Source organism: Rugamonas sp. GW822-FHT03B10, assembly GCF_058801745.1.
In genome coordinates, this window is record NZ_JBXANP010000001.1 from 388,426 (window position 1) to 407,386 (window position 18,961).

Sequence of the window (18,961 nt, forward strand, 5' to 3'; positions counted from 1 at the left end):
AAGCAATATAATTGAATCAACCGACAGAAACAATTGCCCATTGGTGCAATATGTTGCAAAATAGAACTGTTTGTGTCATTTTATTTCAAACTTAAAGTAAGTGAATCGGCAGGCGGCCGCATGTCCTTATACTGCTGTGCCCGTTTGCCGGCGGCGCGCGGACCCTGTCCCGCCGCCGCCATTCACGCTACCATGGCTCGGCCCGCGCCCACACGCAGCGGGCGGCTGGCACGCCGGTGCCGGACCTCAAACCAATCAAGGGAGTACAGTGCATGAAGATGGCTAATCTGGGCATAGGACAGCGGCTGGCGCTGGGGTTCGCGGTGGTGCTGGCGATCCTGATCGTCAACACCGGCCTCGGCATCTACCGGCTGCAGGGCGTGGCCGGCGCCACCCGCACCATGATGGAGGTGCCGCTGGCCAAGGAGCGCATGATCGCCGACTGGTACCGGCTGGTGTACGCCGGCATCCGCCGCACCTCGGCCATCGCGCGCAGCGACGATCCGGCCCTGGTGGCGTTCTTCGCCGACGACATCGCCAGCTCCACCCGCAGCGCGCAGGCGCTGGTCAAGCAGATCGAGGACCTGGCCGGGGCCGACGACCAGACCCTGATCGCGCAGATGAAGCAAGTGCGGGCCAACTACATGCGCGCGCGCGACGCCGTCTCCAAGACCAAGGCGGCCGGCGACGCGCAGGGCGCGCAGACCATTCTCGAGCAGCAATACCTGCCGGCCTCGCGCGAGTACGAGGCCAAGCTGCAGCAGATGCTGGAGCACCAGCGCAAGGCGATCGACAACGCGGCGCGCGCCATCGACCAGGTGGCCGAGCGCAGCCGCGACCAGCTGCTGTTGCTGGCGCTGCTGGTGGTCGGCTTCGGCGTGGTGTTCGCGTGGTGGCTGACGCGCGGGATCACCGGCCCCATCAACGAGGCCGTGGGCGTGGCCCAGCGCGTGGCCGAGGGCCAGTTGTCGGCCGGCGGCGGCGCGCGCCAGTTCGCGCGCGACGAGCCGGGCCGCCTGCTGCACGCGCTGCACCGCATGTCGGGCAATCTGGAGCGCATCGTGCGCGAGGTGCGGCAGGGCACGGAAACCATCGCCTCCGCCTCCGGCCAGATCGCCAGCGGCAACCTCGACCTGTCCGCGCGCACCGAGCAGCAAGCCAGCTCGCTGGAGGAGACGGCGGCCTCGATGGAGCAGTTGACGATCACCGTCAAGCAGAACGCCGACCACGCGCGCCAGGCCAACACGCTGGCCGCCTCGGCCTCGGACGTGGCCCAGCGCGGCGGCGCCGTGGTGTCGGACGTGGTGCAGACCATGGCCTCGATCGACGCGTCCTCGCGCAAGATCGTCGACATCATCGGGGTGATCGACGGCATCGCGTTCCAGACCAACATCCTGGCCTTGAACGCGGCCGTGGAGGCGGCCCGCGCGGGCGAGCAGGGCCGTGGCTTCGCGGTCGTCGCGTCCGAGGTGCGCGGGCTGGCCCAGCGCTCGGCGGCGGCGGCCAAGGAGATCAAGCAGCTGATCGACGATTCGGTGGGCAAGGTGGCGGCCGGCACCCGTCTGGTGGACCAGGCCGGCAGCACGATGGAGGAGGTGGTGGCGGCCATCAGCCGCGTCACCGCCATCATGGCCGAGATCAGCGCCGCCAGCGGCGCCCAGACCGACGGCATCGAGCAGATCAACGACGCCATCGCCCAGATGGACACGGTCACGCAGCAGAACGCGTCGCTGGTGGAGGAGGCCGCCGCCGCGGCCGAGGCCATGCAGGAGCAGGCCGTGCGGCTGGCCCAGGCCGTGAGCCTGTTCAAGCTCGACGGCGGCGAGGGCCAGGCCCGCGCGGCCGGCCCGGCCGCCACGCCGGCGCGCCGGCTGGCCGCCTGAGCGGTCCGGCCAGGGGGCCACGGCGCCCCGGGCGGGCCGCGGGCAGCGGACCCGCCCCTTCCCGTCACCTCAGTCCTTGCTGCCGATCAAGCGGTACACGGCCGCGCCCAGCAGCGCGCCGGCGATCGGCGCCACCCAGAACAACCACAGCTGGCTGGTGGCCCAGTCGCCCACGTACAGCGCCACGCCCGTGCTGCGGGCCGGATTGACCGAGGTGTTGGTGACCGGGATGCTGATCAGGTGGATCAGCGTCAGTCCCAGCCCGATCGGCAGCGGCGCGAAGCCGGCCGGCGCGCGCGCGTCGGTGGCGCCCAGGATGATCAAGAGGAACATCATCGTCATCACCACCTCCGTCACCAGCGCCGCCGTCAGCGAATAGCCGCCCGGCGAGTGGGCGCCGTAGCCGTTCGAGGCGAAGCCGGCCGCCAGGTCGAAGCCGCTCTTGCCGCTGGCGATCAGGTACAGCACGCCGCCGGCCGCGATCGCGCCCAGCACCTGCGCCACGATGTAGGGCAGCAGCTTGGAGGCGGGGAAGCGGCCGCCGGCCCACAGGCCGATCGAGACGGCCGGGTTGAGGTGGCAGCCGGAGATGTGGCCGATGGCGTAGGCCATGGTCAGCACCGTCAGGCCGAACGCCAGCGCCACGCCCAGCAGGCCGATGCCCACGCCGGGGAAGGCCGCCGCCAGCACGGCGCTGCCGCAGCCGCCCAGCACCAGCCAGAAGGTTCCAAAGAATTCCGCGCCATATTGTTTCATGTGATTCCTTTTGCGAGATGCGGCCCGCGGGCCGCGATTGAGTTAGCTGCCGAACAACGTTGTCAATTTACCGCGCGCAAACTGAAAAGTCCACCGCGCCGGCCGCGCACGCCGAGTTGTGCATTAACAACATGGCGTGACGCCGAACCATTTTATGCGCAGCAAATAGTTTCGCGTGTGAATCTATTTGAATGGCGCCGGCGGCGCGCGCCCCTAGAATCGACCGGCCGCACAAAGGTGGCGGCGGGGATTTTTTTATTTAAAACATATGAGCAACGGACCTGCATTTTGCGATACAGTTTGACGACGGCGCCTCGCGCCGGGACGGTGCCGACTGACCATTTTTCGATGGGGTCCAATGAATAGATTGTCCGGCTTGAGCAGCACGACAGTTCTTCCGCTGGGGCTGGCTATCGCCGGCGCGGCGGCCACCTTGACCGCCGGCGGCGCCGGCGTCTACGCCATCGTGTTCGCCGTGCTGCTGCTGGCGGCCGGCGCGCTGGCCGCGCGCCACCTGGGCGCGGCCGAGGCGGCGCGCCAGCGCATGATAGAGCACTACCTCGACGGGCGCGAACAGTTCGGCGACGCCGTGCTGCCGATCTGGTGCCGCCACATCGAATCGTCGCGCAGCCAGATGGAGGAGGCCGTGGCCGACCTGGCCGGACGCTTCTCGAACATCGTCGACAAGCTCGACAATGCGCTGCACGTGTCCAGCCTGCAGCAGCAGGGCGGCGGCGGCCCGGCCTTGATCGACGTGTTCGCCAGCAGCGAGAACCAGCTCGGTTCCGTGGTGACGTCGATGAAGTCGGCCATGGCGTCCAAGCAGACCATGCTCGAGCAGATCCAGCAGCTCGAGCGCTTCACGCGCGAACTGCGCGACATGGCCGAGGGCGTGGCCAGCATCGCGGCCCAGACCAACCTGCTGGCGTTGAACGCGGCCATCGAGGCGGCCCGCGCCGGCCCGGCCGGACGCGGCTTCGCCGTGGTGGCGCAGGAGGTGCGCAACCTGTCGAACCGCTCGGCCGAGACCGGGCGCAACATCGCCGACCGGGTCGGCCAGATCAGCGCCGCCATCCTGTCGGCCAGCGCGGCGGCCGAGCAGTCCAGCGCCGCCGAGGACGCCTCTATGCAGTCGGCCGAGGGCATGATCGACGCCGTGCTGCGCGACTTCCGCCAGGTCACCGACGCGCTGGTGCAGTCGTCCGAACTGCTCAAGCAGGAATCGATGGGCATCCAGAGCGAGGTCGGCGAGGCGCTGGTGCAACTGCAATTCCAGGACCGCGTCAGCCAGGTCATGACCCATGTGCGCGAGAACATGGAACGCCTGCCCGCCCTGCTGCGCGACAACCGCGCCCACTACGAGCAGGCGCAGGCGCTGGCGCCGCTGGAGGCCGCGCCGCTGCTGGCCGAACTGCAAAAAACCTATGCCATGGCCGACGAGCACGCCGTCCATGGCGGCGCGCTGACCACCCGGCGCCAACAGCCGGCGGCCGCCGACGAGATCACGTTCTTCTAAGGAATCACTATGGCAAAGACCATCATGGTAGTGGACGACTCCGCCTCGCTGCGGCAAGTGGTCGGCATCGCCCTCAAGGGCGCCGGCTATGACGTCATCGAGGGCCGCGACGGCGTGGACGCGCTGTCCAAATGCACGGGCCAGAAGATCCACCTGGTCGTGTGCGACGTCAACATGCCCAACATGGACGGCATCACCTTCGTCAAGCAGTTCAAGGCGCTGGCCAATTACCGCTTCACGCCCGTCATCATGCTGACCACCGAGTCGCAGGAGGAGAAGAAGCGCGAAGGCCAGGCGGCCGGCGCCAAGGCCTGGGTCACCAAGCCGTTCAAGCCGGAAGTGTTGCTGGGCGCCGTGGCCAAGCTGGTCCTGCCCTGACCGCGCCCCGACCGCGCTTCGACTGATGATGGACGCGGGGCCTGCCGCACCCGGTCCGCGTCCCGATCCGCCCACCGCCCAACCGCCCAACCGCCCAACCGTCCACCGGGAGCCACCATGTCCGCATCCTCCGCCAACGCCTTGCCGGTCCGTTTCGCCATCGAGGGCGAGCTGACGATCTACCGCGCCGCCGACGTCAAGGCGCTGCTGCTCGACGCGCTGCGCCAGGCGGCCGTGCTGGAGGTGGACTTGTCGGGCGTGACGGAATTGGACACGGCCGGCCTGCAGGTGCTGATGCTGGCCAAGCAGGTGGCCGCCGCCGACGGCCGCGAACTGCGGCTGGCGGGCCACAGCCCGGCCGTGGTGGACGTGTTCGAGATGCTGGACCTGGGCGGCTACTTCGGCGACGCCCTGCTGATCCACGCGGCCGCCTGAGCGCCACGCCATGACCGCGCACCGACCGCGCTCCGACCGCGCACCGACCGCGACCTTCACCCTGGGGATGACGCCATGAACCTGGACCAAGCGCTGCAAACATTCATCGCGGAGAGCCGCGAACTGCTGGAAGAGATGGAGAACGCCCTGCTCAACGTCGACCTGGCCGGCGACCAGGGCGAGGCCATCAACGCCATCTTCCGCGCCGCCCACACCATCAAGGGCTCGGCCGGCCTGTTCAGCCTCGACCACATCGTCGCCTTCACCCACGTGGTGGAAAGCCTGCTCGACGAGGTGCGCGACGGGCGCGTGGTGCTCAACGACGAGATGATCGTGCTGCTGCTGTCGTGCTGCGACTTCCTGTCGGGCATGACGGAGGCGCTGGCGGCCGGCCAGCTCGAGGCCGACCCGGACAGCGCGCCCGAGGGCGACGCCCTGGTGGCGCAGCTGCGGCGCCACATGGCGGCCGCCCACGGCGATGGCGGGGAACCGGCGCCGGCCGCGCCGGCGGCCCCGCTGGCGACGGTGGAGCCGGCCGTCGAGCGCATCGGCGCGGCCTCGGACGCGCGCGACCACTGGCACATCTCGCTGCGCTTCGGCCCCGAGGTGCTGCGCAACGGCATGGACCCGATCGCCTTCCTGCGCTACCTGGCCAGGCTCGGCACCATCGTCGGCATCGCCACCGTGCCCGACGCGCTGCCGGCCAACCCGGACCAGATGGACGCCGAGCTGTGCTACCTGGGCTTCGAGATCGCCTTCGACACCACGGCCGACAAGGCCGCCATCGAGGGCGTGTTCGAGTTCGTGCAGGACGACTGCCAGATCCGCATCCTGCCGCCGCACAGCAAGGTGTCCGAATACGTGGACCTGATCCGCGCCCTGCCCGAGCAGGACGCGCGCCTGGGCGAGATCCTGGTGCGCTGCGGCAGCGTGACGGCGCGCGAGCTCGACAGCGCGCTCGATCAGCAGGCCGGCAGCGAACCGCAGCAGCTGGGCAGCATCCTGGTCGAGGGCGGCAGCGTGCCGCCGGTGGTGGTGGAGGCCGCGCTGGCCAAGCAGAAGCAGGTGTCGGAGCAGAAGGCCCAGGAGAGCCGCTCGATCCGCATCGACTCGGACAAGCTCGACCGCCTGATCGACCTGGTGGGCGAACTGATCATCGCCGGCGCGCGCGCCAACATGATCGGCCAGCAGATCCACAACGCCGAACTGCTCGAATGCACGGGCGTGCTGTCGAACCTGGTCGAGGAGGTGCGCGACGCGGCGCTCGAGCTGCGCATGGTCAAGATCGGCGCCACCTTCAACCGCTTCCAGCGCGTGGTGCACGACGTGGCGCGCGAGCTGGGCAAGGACATCGGCCTGATCGTCGACGGCGAGGACGCCGAGCTCGACAAGACGGTGGTCGAGAAGATCGGCGACCCGCTGATGCACCTGGTGCGCAACGCCATGGACCACGGCATCGAGCCGGCCGAGGCGCGGCTGGCGGCCGGCAAGCCGGCCCGCGGCATGATCAAGCTGAACGCCTTCCACGAGTCGGGCAACATCGTGATCGAGGTCAGCGACGACGGCGGCGGCCTGCGCAAGGAGAAGATCCTGGCCAAGGCCATCGAGCGCGGCCTGGTCGAGCCCGAGCGCAAGCTCAGCGATTCGGAGATCTACAACCTGATCTTCGAGGCCGGCTTCTCGACGGCCGAGAAGATCACCAACCTGTCGGGCCGCGGGGTGGGCATGGACGTGGTCAAGCGCAACATCTCGGCCCTGCGCGGCAGCGTCGACGTCGGCAGCGTGGCCGGCCAGGGCACCACCGTCACCGTGCGCCTGCCGCTGACGCTGGCCATCATCGACGGCTTCCTGGTGCAGGTGGGCGGCTCGGTGTTCGTGATCCCGCTCGACATGATCGAGGAGTGCATCGAGTACGCGGCCGAGCCGGGCCAGGACTACTGCAACCTGCGCGGCCAGGTGCTGCCGTTCATCCGCCTGCGCGAGCTGTTCCGCCTGCCCGGCGCGGCCACCCGGCGCGAGAGCATCGTCGTGCTCAAGTACGGCAACCAGCGCGCCGGCCTGGTGGTCGACACCCTGCTGGGCGAGTTCCAGACCGTGATCAAGCCGCTCAGCCCCATGTTCAGCGAAGTCAAGTGCATCAGCGGCTCGACCATCCTCGGCAGCGGCGACGTGGCCCTGATCCTGGACGTGGCCGCCCTGATGGCCACCGTCAGCGCCAAGGGCCAGCCCCAGCTGGCCGCCTGACGCCGGCCACCCACGTCCACGGAGGAAACCATGAACCAAGTCGTCAACAGCGCCGCCCCGGCCGCCCCCGGCCGCGCCGCCGTGGCCCTGCAGCAGGGCGCGGCCCCGCCGGCCAGCCAGTACCTGACCTTCATGCTGGGCGAGGAGCAGTTCGCCGTCGGCATCCTCGGCATCAAGGAGATCATCGAGTACGGCAGCCTGGCCGGCGTGCCCATGATGCCCGACTGCGTGCGCGGCGTGATCAACCTGCGCGGCGCCGTGGTGCCGGTGATGGACCTGGCGGCCCGCTTCGGCCGCCCGGCCAGCCCGGTCACCAAGCGCAGCTGCATCGTCATCGTCGAGGTGCGGGAGGCCGAGGGCGAGGGCCAGCAGGTGCTGGGCATGCTGGTCGACGCCGTCAACGCCGTGGTCGACATCGCGGCCGCCGACATCGAGCCGGCGCCGTCGTTCGGGACCCGGATCCGGCCCGACTTCATCGCCGGCATCGGCAAGGTCAACGGCAGGTTCGTCAGCCTGCTGGCCATCGAGCGCGTGCTGTCGAGCGGCGAGATCGTGGAACTGGCGCGCCACAACCTGGCCGCCCGCAACTGAAGGCCCGCCTCGGGATCCCGCCATGTCGCTCATCTCGATCACCGATCGCGAATTCAGCCAGTTCCAGCGCTTCATCTACGAGGCGGCCGGCATCTTCATGGCCAACGGCAAGCAGGCGCTCGTCAGCGGCCGCCTGGCCAAGCGCCTGGCCCACTACCAGCTGGGCAGCTACAGCGACTACCTGCGCCTGCTCGAGAGCCGGGCCCAGCCCGCCGAGCTGCAGATGGTGGTCGACCTGCTGACCACCAACGAGACCTATTTCTTCCGCGAGCCCAAGCACTTCAAGCTGCTGGCCGAGCTGGCCCAGGACGCGCGCGCCAGGGGCCGCGCGCTGCGCGTGTGGAGCGCGGCCTGTTCCAGCGGCGAGGAGCCGTACAGCATCGCCATGGTGCTGGCCGACGTGCTGGGCGACGCCGCCTGGGAGGTGCTGGGCACCGACATTTCCACCCGGGTGCTGGAGCGGGCCCGCAGCGGCCACTATCCGATGGAGCGCGCCAGCCAGCTGCCGCAGGCCTACCTCAAGCGCTTCTGCCTCAAGGGCCAGCAGCGCGAGGCGGGCACGCTGCTGATCGAGCGGCCGCTGCGGGCGCGGGTCCAGTTCCAGCACCTGAACCTGAACGAGCCGCTGCCCAAGCTGGGCACCTTCGACGTGATCTTCCTGCGCAACGTGATGATCTACTTCAACCTGGAGACCAAGCGCCAGGTGGTGGCGCGCCTGCTCAACCAGCTCAAGCCGGGCGGCCACCTGCTGATCGGCCATTCGGAAACCCTGAACGACATCTGCGACACGGTGCAGGCCGTGGCGCCGTCGATCTACCGCAAGAGCTGACCATGCCCGACCACAAGTGCATCGACATCTTCCTCATGCCCGGCGACTGCTTCGTCGGCGACGAGCAATACCGGGTGCGCACGCTGGTCGGCTCCTGCGTCTCGATCACGCTGTGGCATCCGCGGCTGCGGGTGGGGGCCATGTCGCACTTCCTGTTGCCGGGCAGCGGACGCCGGCGCGACAAGCCCGGCCCCGGCGCCGGCGCCTACGGCGAGGACGCGATGGACTACCTGCTGGCCGAGCTGGCCCGGCGCGGCGTGCCGCTGCCGCAGTGCGAGGGCAAGATCTTCGGCGGCGGCGCCATGTTCCCGCGCCACGCGCGGGTGCAGGACATCGGCACCCAGAACGGCGACTGCGCGCGCGCGATGATGCACGCGCACGGCATCCGCATCGTCTCCGAGAGCCTGTTTGGCGTGGGCCACCGGCAATTGATATTCACCATCCGCACCGGCGAAGTGCTGAGCCGCCAGGTGCCGCCGGAGTTCGCCCTGAACCCGCGCAACAAGGAGCAGGCATGAAGGCCATCGAAGTGATGATCGTCGACGATTCGGCCGTGGTGCGCCAGGTGCTGAGCGCGCTGCTCAACGCCGCGCCCGGCATCACCGTCACCCACGCCGTGGCCAATCCCATCCTGGCCATGGAGCGCATGAAGAGCCAGTGGCCGGACGTGATCGTGCTCGACGTGGAGATGCCGCGCATGGACGGCATCACCTTCCTGCGCAAGATCATGGCCGAGCGCCCCACGCCGGTGGTGATCTGCTCCACGCTGACCGAGAAGGGGGCCCAGACCTCGGTCGAGGCGCTGGGCGCCGGCGCCGTGGCCATCATCACCAAGCCGCGGCTGGACCTCAAGCAGTTCCTGCACGACAGCGCCGAGGAGCTGGTGTCGGCCGTGCGGGCGGCGGCCGGCGCCAACGTGCGCCGGCTGGCCGGGCGCGCGGCCGCGCCGGCCCAGCCCGGCGTCAAGCACAACGCCGACGTGATCCTGCCGCCCATCGAGCACGCGCGCGCCATGGTGCAGACCACGGAGCGGGTGGTGGCCATCGGCACCTCGACCGGCGGCACCCAGGCGCTGGAGGAGGTGCTGACGGCCCTGCCGCGCGTGACGCCGGGCATGGTGATCGTGCAGCACATGCCGGAGAAATTCACGGCCGCCTTCGCCGCGCGCCTCGACAGCGTGTGCCAGATCCGCGTCAAGGAGGCCGCCAACAACGACCGCGTGCTGCAGGGCCAGGCCCTGATCGCGCCCGGCGGCAAGCACATGCTGCTGCGCCGCACCGGCGCCCAGTACTACGTGGAGGTGGTCGACGGCCCGCTGGTGAACCGGCACCGGCCGTCGGTGGACGTGCTGTTCCGCTCGGTGGCCCGCTGCGCCGGCGCCAACGCGCTGGGCGTGATCATGACCGGCATGGGCGACGACGGCGCGGCCGGCCTGCTCGAGATGCTCAAGGCCGGGGCCCGCACCGTGGCCCAGGACGAGGCCAGCTGCGTGGTGTACGGCATGCCCAAGGAGGCCGTGAAACGGGGCGGGGTGGAGAAGTCCGTGCCGCTGAACCTGATCTACCGCGACATCCTGGCCCAGCTGGCCGGATTCGGCAACTGAGGCCGGCGCCGCCATGAACGCCACCACCACCGAAGCCAGCGCGCCGGCCGCCGCCCGGCCGGGCGCGCCCTGGCACGGCCAGCGCGTGATGGTGGTGGACGACAGCGCCGTCCAGCGCAGCTACCTGGTGGGCCTGCTGCGCGAGCTCGGTTGCGGCACCGTGCTGGAGGCGGCCGACGGCAACGAGGCCCTGCGGCTGCTGGAGGCCGAGCAGGGCGTGCCGCTGTTCCTGGTGCTGACCGACCTCGAGATGCCGGGCATGGACGGCATCGAGCTGACCTGCCAGCTGCGTGAACGGCGCCTGGTGCGGCACCTGATCGTGGTCAGCGCGCGCGACCCGCGGCTGCTCGAGATCATCGAGAACATGGGCTCCGAGGACGCCGCCATCGGCCTGCTGGGCACGCTGCTCAAGCCGGTCCAGCGCGACGCGCTGGCGGCGCTGCTGGCGCGCGCCGGGCGCGGCGAGGCGGCCCCGGCGGCGCCGCCCGAGCAGGCGCTGCCGGCCGCCGGCGAGCTGGCGCAGGCGCTGGCGGCCGGCCAGTTCCTGCTGCACTACCAGCCCAAGGTCACCATGCAGACCGGCCACCTGAAGGGGCTGGAGGCGCTGGCCCGCTGGCAGCACCCGAGCCGCGGCCTGCTGGCGCCGCCGCACTTCATCCCGGCGCTCGAGGGCACGCCGCTGATGGCCGAGTTCACGCTGGCGCTGGTGCGCCAGGTGCTGGCCCAGCTGACCGAGTGGCAGCGCGCCGGCCTGCCGCCGCTGTCGGTGTCGGTCAACCTGTCGGCCGACAACCTGGCCGACCGCGGCTTCGTCGACCGGCTGGCGGCGGCCGTGCAGGCGTCGGGCGTGGCGCCCGCCGCGCTGGTGTGGGAGGTCACCGAGACCAGCGTCATGCGCCAGCTGTCGCAGGCGCTGACCAACCTGGGGCGTCTGCGGCTGATGGGCTTCGGGCTGGCGATGGACGACTTCGGCATCGGCTATTCGTCGATGCAGCAGTTCGCGCGCTGCCCGTTCACGGAGTTGAAGATCGACCGCGCCTTCGTCAACGGCGCGGCCCAGTGGCCGAACCGCCACATGGTGCTGAAGAGCGCGCTGGAGCTGGGCCAGCGGCTGGGCGTGGCCACGGTGGCCGAGGGCGTGGAGACGGAGGCCGACTGGGCTTTGCTGCGCGCGCTCGGTTGCGACCTGGCGCAGGGCTACCTGCTGGCGCGGCCCATGCCGGCCGACGAACTGGTGACATGGATGCGGACACAACGGCGGCGCCTGCGGGCGCTGGCGGAAGGACACGGGCGCGCGGACTGAACGCAGGGCGCCGCGCGACGCAGCGAGACGATAACAGGACGGATGTCCATAACTGGGGAGAGCAATATGTTTGCACAATTGACGGTCAAGACCAAGATCAGCGCCTTGCTGGCGGTGGCTGTGCTGGCGCTGGTGGCCGTGATGATGGTGGCCTTCATGGGTTTGAGGAAGCAGAGCGAGATGCTGGGCGAGGTGGGCCGCAACCGCCTGCCGTCGGTGCAGGGGCTGCAGATGGTCAACGAGGGCCAGACCGCGCTGCGCTCGTCCAACCGCGGCATCGAGGCGCTGGCGCCCTATCCCGAGCAGTGGGCCGAGGTGGGCGAGATCCTCAAGCGCAAGGCCAACATCTGGGCCCGCGTGGACAAGGGCTGGAAGATCTACGAGCCGCTGACCCAGACCCAGGAGGAGGAGCGCCTGTGGAACCAGTTCGTCAAGGAGTGGAATGAATGGAAGGAGGGCGACGTCAAGGTGGACCAGATCGCCGCCCAGATCGCCAGTGCCGACGGCGCGGCCAGGAAGAAGGCGCTGTTCGACGAGCTGCACCGCGTGGTGCTGGAGGGGACGCCGCGCTTCTCGGCGGCCGAGGCCAGCCTGGGCAAGCTGGTGGACATGAACGTCGGCTACGGCGACGCCGCCGTCAAGGACGCCGACGCCGCCTCGGCCCGCGCCGCCAGCCAGATGTACACGGCCTCGGCCGTCGCGCTGGCGCTGCTGCTGGGCCTGGGCCTGCTGATCCTGCGCGGCATCCTGCGCCAGCTGGGCGGCGACCCCGGCTACGCGGCCGAGATCGTGCGCCGCGTGGCCGACGGCGACCTGACGGCCGAGGTGACGCTGAAGGCCGGCGACACCACCAGCCTGCTGGCGGCCATGAAGGGCATGATCGAGAAGCTGTCGCACGTGGTGCAGGAGGTCAACAACGGCGCCGAGGCGCTGGCCAGCGCCTCCGAGGAGGTGTCGGCCACGGCCCAGTCGCTGTCGCAGGCGGCCAGCGAGCAGGCCGCCGGCACCGAGCAGACCTCGGCCTCGGTCGAGGAAATGACGGCCTCGATCTCGCAGAACACCGAGAACGCCAAGGTCACCGACGGCATCGCCAGCAAGGCGGCCCAGGAGGCGGCCGAGGGCGGCGAGGCCGTCAAGTCGACGGTGGCGGCCATGCAGCAGATCGCGCGCAAGATCAGCATCATCGACGACATCGCCTACCAGACCAACCTGCTGGCGCTGAACGCGGCCATCGAGGCGGCCCGCGCGGGCGAGCACGGCAAGGGCTTCGCGGTGGTGGCGGCCGAGGTGCGCAAGCTGGCCGAGCGCAGCCAGGTGGCGGCCCAGGAGATCGAGCAGGTCGCCAGCAGCAGCGTCGAGCTGGCCGAGAAGGCCGGCAAGCTGCTCGACGAGATGGTGCCCAACATCCGCCGCACCTCCAACCTGGTGCAGGAGATCACGGCCGCCTCCGAGGAGCAGTCGTCGGGCGTGGGCCAGATCAACTCGGCCGTCACCCAGCTGTCGCAGACCACCCAGCAGAACGCCTCCAGTTCCGAGGAGCTGGCCGCCACGGCCGAGGAGATGAGCGGCCAGGCCGAGCAGTTGCAGCAGACCATGTCGTTCTTCAAGCTCCAGGGCGGCGAGCGCCACCAGCCGGGCGCCCTGCGCAAGACGGGCAAGGCCGCCATCAAGCTGGCGCGCGGCTTCGGCGGCGCGCGCCAGATGCGCGAGATGAGCGATCCCGACGAATCGCACTTCGTCAAATTCTGAACCGGGAGCTTGCCATGAGCGCACCGACCGTCCCCTCCGCCGCGCCGGCCGACGCCGGTCCGGCCCAGTTCCTCACCTTCATGCTCGGCGGCGACATGTTCGCCATCGGCATCCTGGCGATCAAGGAGATCATCGAGTACGAGGCGGTGACGGGCGTGCCGCAGATGCCGGCCTGCATCTGCGGCGTGATCAACCTGCGCGGCGCGGCCGTGCCCGTCATGGACCTGGCGCGCCGGCTCGAGCGGGTCCCTTCGCCGGTGGGCAAGCGCACCTGCATCATCGTGGTCGAGGTGGAGGCCGCCGACGGGCCGTTCGTGATCGGCATCCTGGTCGACGCCGTCAACGCCGTGCTCGACATCGCGGCGGCCGACATCGAGCCGGCGCCGGCCTTCGGCGCCCAGGTGCGCTCCGACCTGCTGCAGGGCATAGGCAAGGTGCAGGGCCGCTTCGTGCTGCTGCTCGACGTGCGGCACGTGGTGGCGGCCGCCGACATCGACGCCGTGGCCGCGCTGGCCTGACGCGGTCCCGGGCCGCGCCGCCTGTCGGCGACCGGCCAGCGACGGCGATCCGCACACGGGCCGGCGCGGCACGGTGGCGGCGGCCCGCGCCTGGCCAGCCCGGCAACGGCCGTGCTCTGAGGCCATTTGATTGACCCGCGGACCGGGCCCGTCAAGAGAACCAGGCAGCGTTTGAAGGCTTTCCCCCGGCCATGCGCCGGGCCTGATGTTTATCCGTCGAGGAATTCAATTGAACCAGTTGCCATCGCCTCCCGCCGGCCACGCCGCGCGGCAACCAAGGCGGCCTCGCGCCCGCCTTCCGCTCGCCGGCGTGTGGGCGCCGGTGTTATTGTTCGGCCTTGCGTCGGTCGCGCCGGCGAACGATGCGCGCGGCGCGAACCCCGCGCCCCCGGTGGCGCTGGTGTCATCGGCGACATGCGGTATCGAGCTGCGATCGCCGACCATCGATTGGCGCGTGCCGGATGAGGTCGAGGGCGGCCTTGCGCAGCCCAATTTGAACGTGGTGCAACGCGCCTCCGATCTGTTTTCGTGGCAGCTGCTGATCGCGCTGAATTGGCCGGCCAAAGCCGGACAGAGCGGTGTGCCGGACCCGGACAAGAAGCTCGGCGCAAGCGGTGCGCGGGTATGGGAAACGTGGCGCGACACGGGCGAGGTGTTCCGCAAGGATGCGCAAGGCCAGCCGCTGCCGCCGGTCGCGTGGCATGCGCCGGCCGCGCCCGCGCCGGCGAGTTGCCGTGCCGGCAGTCGCCTGCTGCGGCACACGTCGACCGCGCACGCCAGGCTGGCGCAAGACATCCTGAGCATAGACGAGCAACCCACTGGTTCACGCGCTGGGCCGGTGACGCTGACCGACAGCAAAGGGCGGCCGACTTACTTCGAGATCCGGCTCAACAAGGTCGCCTATGACGCCATCGTCGCCGGCAAATGGTGGGACGCCAATCGGCAAAACGGGCTCGATCGCGTCCGTTTCCCGGCCGGCGCCATCATCGCCAAGGCGGCATGGACGCCGATCGACGAGGCCGACAGGAATCGCTTCGAATCGATGGATGCCTGTGTCTGCGACCAGCAGCCCGGTCAAATCGAACCGGCTTGTTCGATGCGCCAGGTCGGCCTGGTCGGCCTGCATCTGATGAGCAAGACCAAGAGCGCGCCGCAATGGATCTGGTCGACCTACGAGCAGAACGACAACGTCGGCGTGCCGCATGCGACCTACGCCAATCCGAAGGGCGCGACAGCGCCCAATGTGCAGACCGCGCCGGGCGTGCCGAACCAGCTGACGCGGGTGATTCCCATTCCGTCGCAGGAGCCCGATTGCGGCGACGCCCGCGCAGCGGTCGACAACCTGCAGCGGCTCAACCGGGACATGCAGCAAGCACTGCAACCGGCGCCGCTCGCCAATTACATGCTGGTCAATACGCAATGGCCGCTGGCTGGCAAAGGCCGCGCACCGCATACCGTGTTCCAGGTCAGGCCTGCGTTGTTGGGCAACACGACGCTCGAATCGTTCGTCCAGGAAAGTTCGAGCTGCATGGGTTGCCATGCGATGGCGCGCACCCAGCGGCCGGGCCGGTTCGTGTCGTCCGACTTCACGTTCGTGTTGAACGACGCCGCGCCGACCCTCCCGAATCCGCGGGTGATACCGGGGCCGGTCCAGGGCGCAGTGGCGGCGCCAGTCTGGCAAGGCCATCAGCTCGTCAACAAGACCTTCGAAATGCTGCCGTCCAACGCCAGGGCTAAACTGCATTGCAGCAGCTGCCACCTCGATGGCGGCCGCAATGTCGATGCCGCGTGGTTTCGCGGCGCCATCGCCTACCAGGACCAACATTTGCCCGATGGCGGCATCGCCCGCCGCATCAATCAATGCTTCACCAACAGCTTGAACGGTGTCGCCCTGTGCACGCCGGATGTGCCTGGCCAGCCAACGCCCGCGAATGCGTGCAGCGGCAACCAGACGATGCAATCGATCATCGCTTACATGCGGTGGATCGACGCGCAGCCAAGTGCGATCGCGCCGCCGCCGTCGCCGTTCCCCCCGATGCCGGCGGCCAAACCGGGCCAGGCCGGCAACGGCAAGCGCGTCTACCTGCAAAAATGCGCGTTCTGTCATGGCGACCAGGGCCAGGGCCGTTACCAGGATGACGTGTATTTCCGCCCCGCGCTGTGGGGGCCGCATTCGTTCAACCAGCAGGCCGGCATGGACACCCATGTCGATCTCGCGCGTTTCCTTTACAGCAATATGCCGCTGCATTCGGGCGGTGAACTGACGGCGCAGGAAAGCGCGGACTTGGCCTGCTTTATCGACGGCCAGGAGCGTCCGGTCGGCCCCGGGCCCGCCAGCCATGCGCGCTCCGGCGCCGCGGCCAACCGCTGCGGCGGGCGGCGCTAGCCTTGGCGCGAGGCCGCGCCAGCGCGATCTCGCGCATGCCGGGTCGATCGACGCCGCGGCCGGATCGGCGCCAACGATGCGAGGGCGGCAGTGCTTGCCGCAACGCCAGGCCCCAAGCGCCCGAGCCGGACATGGACGCGCGGGCTTGCCCAACTGCTCACAACGAAGGAAAGCGGCCATGACTTCCACATTATGGACCAGACTCGGCGCGTGCTTGCTGATGGTGGCGCTCGCTTCCTGCGGCGCCCGCGGCGATGGGGGCGCGCGTCCGAACGGCAAGCTCAACATCATTCCGGACCGTGTTCAGCTCAGAAGTGGCGCCAGCAAGGACGTCGCCTTTGAATTGGCGGAGAGCCAGGCACTGGTGAATCAAGTCGTCAATTTTCGCGTCTCCGACCCTGACCTCGCCCACGTGACGCCATCCTCGTGCGTGGTCTCGAGCGGCCCGGGGAAAAGCGCGGCTTGCACCGTCACCGTGACGGGCAAGAAAAAGGGCGCACTCAGGATATTCGCCGAAGCGGACGGTTTTGAGCGCGATTCCGCTCCCGTCACGGTCTCGGATGAAAATCCCTATGGGACGCTGTCAGTCACGCCATCATCGGCCACGTCGGTGTCCTACTACACCAAGGGACGGCAGATCCCGTTTCATTTCACGGTTCAATTGACGCCCACCGCGGGGGGGAAGTCCATTCCCAGGGAAAATCCGCTCGCCGTTTTCATGAACCAGCCGGCGGGGAATCCATTCACTTTTGTGGCGCAGCAGTGCGTCGTATGGACGACCTCCGCAAGCTGTTCCATTGCCGGCACGCTGGATGCGACCAAGGTCGCCGCAACCGGTTTTGCCAGCACCATCAGCGTGGTCGGGGCCTGGCAAGCGGCGCCGCTGGCGGCGTTCAATCAAGATGACGACATCACCATCACCTGGACAGGCTCAGCCGCACAACAGCCCGGGGATATCACGATCTCGTCGCAAAATCAGAGCAACCAGGTCTACACCGGGATGAAGGCGCCGATGTTCGTGGAGCTCGCCGGCAACACGCTTGATACGGCAAGCTATCAAGTCACCGTCACCAGCAATGATCCGTCGAGACTCGTTTTCTACCAATTCCCCGACGGCGTCAACGACCTGGGCAAAATCGATCAGTATTCGACGAACGCGGTCACCTGTAACTTGAGCCTGGACAATACCAGCGCACTGGCCAAACAAAATTCCACGACCAGTTGCGGATACGGCTTGTATCCAAAAGCAAGTGGCGCCGCCGCTTTGACGGTGACGGTCAGCGGCACTTCGACGCCGGCGGCAGCCACCCCAGACTATTCGACCACGGTGAATTTCCTGATCGTGGACGCCGGCCAATTGAGCAACGGCCGTACCATCACGCTGATCAATGACGCATCCGAGATGATCGTGTTCAACGCCAATAGTGGCACGTCGACCGCCTATGCCTCGTCCGTTTCCATGGCCACGGGCGCCGCGCCCGCGAATCCGGCGCAATCAACGCCGGGAGCGCAGGCGCAGTGCGGCCCGTCCAACCCGCGCAACGCCTGCCCCATCGGCTCCACCTGTGTCCAGGGGGGCCGGGCAGTCAAGCCCCGGGCCGGCATCCCGTTCTATTGTTATTGGGATGCGCCGACATTCGTTTCGGCGTCGCACACCACGCCGGCCAACCATATGCCACCGAATTCGACCGCCTCGTTGTTCATCCCCGGCTGGTCGGGCGTCACCACCGGCGCGCAACAGGTGCAATGGTCTGGAAATTATTACGTCCAGAAGTGCGAGAACGGCGTTTGTCCGGCTTCCCCTCCAACGCTGGGCACGGGATCGACCTATCCGGCCGAGACCCTGGTGGAAGTCACTTACCAGCACAATACGAGTGACTTCTATGATGTGTCGATCATCAACGGCGTCAACTACGGTATGCGGTTTGGCCCGGCCGGGACGACGCCCGATGCATCGAATGCCTACCTCTGCGGAACGGCGGGGTCGATGAGTCCGATGTCTGGCACCCCGGCGGCGAACCCCGGGGGGTATTTGCCGGCCAGCACCTGGCACTTTGCGCCAGACGCATCGAATTTCCCGGCAAGCTTGCCCGGCACGGACAGTCCCTCGTCCTACTATGCGGTGGTGGAACCGGCTCCCACGTCAGCGGTGGCGACGTCCTGTTCACAGCAGTCCGATTGCCAGCAGCCCGGCACCAGCGGCCCCCAGTGTGGCTGGAACTATGCGAAAGTGGGCACCGGCACGTTCACCTTCGGTTCCGCCGATCGGATATGCGGGACGTTCAATTCCTGGGCCACCGCCAACCAGGTCTGGGGCTGGAATATGACGGAGACAAATGCCGCGCCTTTCAACCTGCGGACATCGTTCGCGGTTTCCCCGTCGTTCAACGGGCAAACGACGGTCTCCGGCGGCGACCTGCAATTGTGCATCAACAATACCTACAGCGCCTACACGACGCCCCAGCCGGTGAACGCGCCCGATGGCACAGGGAACATGAGTAACGCTTTGGCATGCGGTGGAACCGACTGGACCGGGATAACCCGGCCATCGGCCAAGGTGACGACGGCAAATCCGAATTGGATCAGCAACGTGCTGCCAACAATCGGATGGTTGAAGGCCGCATGCCCGACCTGCTACACCTTCCCTTACGACGATCCGTCATCGACGTTCACATGCGGGAACAGCATTGGCAACAACGGCAGCAATACGCTTAATTACACGCTGACCGTTCATAACATCACCAATACGTTCAAATGACCGCGTCGCCGT

General features: G+C 68.5%; 14 protein-coding genes and 1 pseudogene. 14 read left to right on the forward strand and 1 reads right to left on the reverse strand.

The features are described from left to right. Nucleotides 1-272 precede the first annotated feature (272 nt). Complete coding sequence (locus tag AC1RQG_RS01745) at nucleotides 273-1,883, forward strand: methyl-accepting chemotaxis protein (RefSeq protein WP_493127676.1); 1,611 nt, start codon at nucleotides 273-275, stop codon at nucleotides 1,881-1,883. A gap of 69 nt (nucleotides 1,884-1,952) precedes the next feature. Here AC1RQG_RS01745 and aqpZ read toward each other — a convergent pair. Continuing rightward, nucleotides 1,953-2,642, reverse strand: a pseudogene (gene aqpZ, locus AC1RQG_RS01750) (aquaporin Z); the annotation flags it as partial. 355 nt (nucleotides 2,643-2,997) lie between these two features. On the opposite strand from aqpZ, the gene AC1RQG_RS01755 reads away from it, so the two are divergent. From AC1RQG_RS01755 to AC1RQG_RS01815, 13 genes are all read left to right on the forward strand, one after another. Further along, nucleotides 2,998-4,155, forward strand: coding sequence for a methyl-accepting chemotaxis protein (locus AC1RQG_RS01755; RefSeq protein WP_493127678.1), 1,158 nt, complete (start codon nucleotides 2,998-3,000; stop codon nucleotides 4,153-4,155). A gap of 9 nt (nucleotides 4,156-4,164) precedes the next feature. After that, nucleotides 4,165-4,533: a response regulator gene (locus AC1RQG_RS01760; protein ID WP_182151401.1), complete on the forward strand. Its 369-nt coding sequence runs from the start codon at nucleotides 4,165-4,167 to the stop codon at nucleotides 4,531-4,533. A 117-nt stretch (nucleotides 4,534-4,650) separates the two neighbouring features. Next, a complete protein-coding gene (locus AC1RQG_RS01765; protein ID WP_493127680.1) occupies nucleotides 4,651-4,968 on the forward strand; it encodes an STAS domain-containing protein in 318 nt (105 codons plus the stop codon). Between the two features lie 75 nt (nucleotides 4,969-5,043). Next, a complete protein-coding gene (locus AC1RQG_RS01770) occupies nucleotides 5,044-7,212 on the forward strand; it encodes a chemotaxis protein CheA (RefSeq protein WP_493127683.1) in 2,169 nt (722 codons plus the stop codon). Nucleotides 7,213-7,242: 30 nt separating this feature from the next. Beyond that, nucleotides 7,243-7,803 (forward strand): chemotaxis protein CheW, encoded by a 561-nt coding sequence (locus tag AC1RQG_RS01775; RefSeq protein WP_493127685.1) that lies wholly within the window; start codon nucleotides 7,243-7,245, stop codon nucleotides 7,801-7,803. 22 nt (nucleotides 7,804-7,825) lie between these two features. Beyond that, nucleotides 7,826-8,632 carry a CheR family methyltransferase gene (locus AC1RQG_RS01780; protein ID WP_493127687.1) on the forward strand — a complete coding sequence of 269 codons (807 nt, stop codon included), beginning with the start codon at nucleotides 7,826-7,828 and terminating at the stop codon, nucleotides 8,630-8,632. Between the two features lie 2 nt (nucleotides 8,633-8,634). Then, nucleotides 8,635-9,150, forward strand: a complete 516-nt coding sequence (locus tag AC1RQG_RS01785; RefSeq protein WP_493127689.1) for a chemotaxis protein CheD — start codon at nucleotides 8,635-8,637, stop codon at nucleotides 9,148-9,150. Then, entirely contained in the window at nucleotides 9,147-10,235 is a 1,089-nt protein-coding gene (locus tag AC1RQG_RS01790) for a protein-glutamate methylesterase/protein-glutamine glutaminase (RefSeq protein ID WP_493127691.1), read from the forward strand. Before AC1RQG_RS01785 ends, AC1RQG_RS01790 begins: the two co-directional genes overlap by 4 nt. A gap of 13 nt (nucleotides 10,236-10,248) precedes the next feature. Then, the gene (locus AC1RQG_RS01795; protein ID WP_493127693.1) at nucleotides 10,249-11,538 is read left to right on the forward strand and encodes an EAL domain-containing response regulator; all 1,290 of its coding nucleotides are present in this window, start codon (nucleotides 10,249-10,251) and stop codon (nucleotides 11,536-11,538) included. A 66-nt stretch (nucleotides 11,539-11,604) separates the two neighbouring features. Further along, the gene (locus tag AC1RQG_RS01800) at nucleotides 11,605-13,287 is read left to right on the forward strand and encodes a methyl-accepting chemotaxis protein (RefSeq protein ID WP_493127695.1); all 1,683 of its coding nucleotides are present in this window, start codon (nucleotides 11,605-11,607) and stop codon (nucleotides 13,285-13,287) included. A 14-nt stretch (nucleotides 13,288-13,301) separates the two neighbouring features. Next, nucleotides 13,302-13,805 (forward strand): chemotaxis protein CheW, encoded by a 504-nt coding sequence (locus AC1RQG_RS01805; protein WP_493127697.1) that lies wholly within the window; start codon nucleotides 13,302-13,304, stop codon nucleotides 13,803-13,805. 229 nt (nucleotides 13,806-14,034) lie between these two features. Then, nucleotides 14,035-16,191: a c-type cytochrome gene (locus AC1RQG_RS01810; protein WP_493127699.1), complete on the forward strand. Its 2,157-nt coding sequence runs from the start codon at nucleotides 14,035-14,037 to the stop codon at nucleotides 16,189-16,191. Between the two features lie 178 nt (nucleotides 16,192-16,369). Then, nucleotides 16,370-18,949 carry a thaumatin family protein gene (locus AC1RQG_RS01815; RefSeq protein WP_493127701.1) on the forward strand — a complete coding sequence of 860 codons (2,580 nt, stop codon included), beginning with the start codon at nucleotides 16,370-16,372 and terminating at the stop codon, nucleotides 18,947-18,949. The last annotated feature ends 12 nt before the right edge of the window (nucleotides 18,950-18,961 follow it).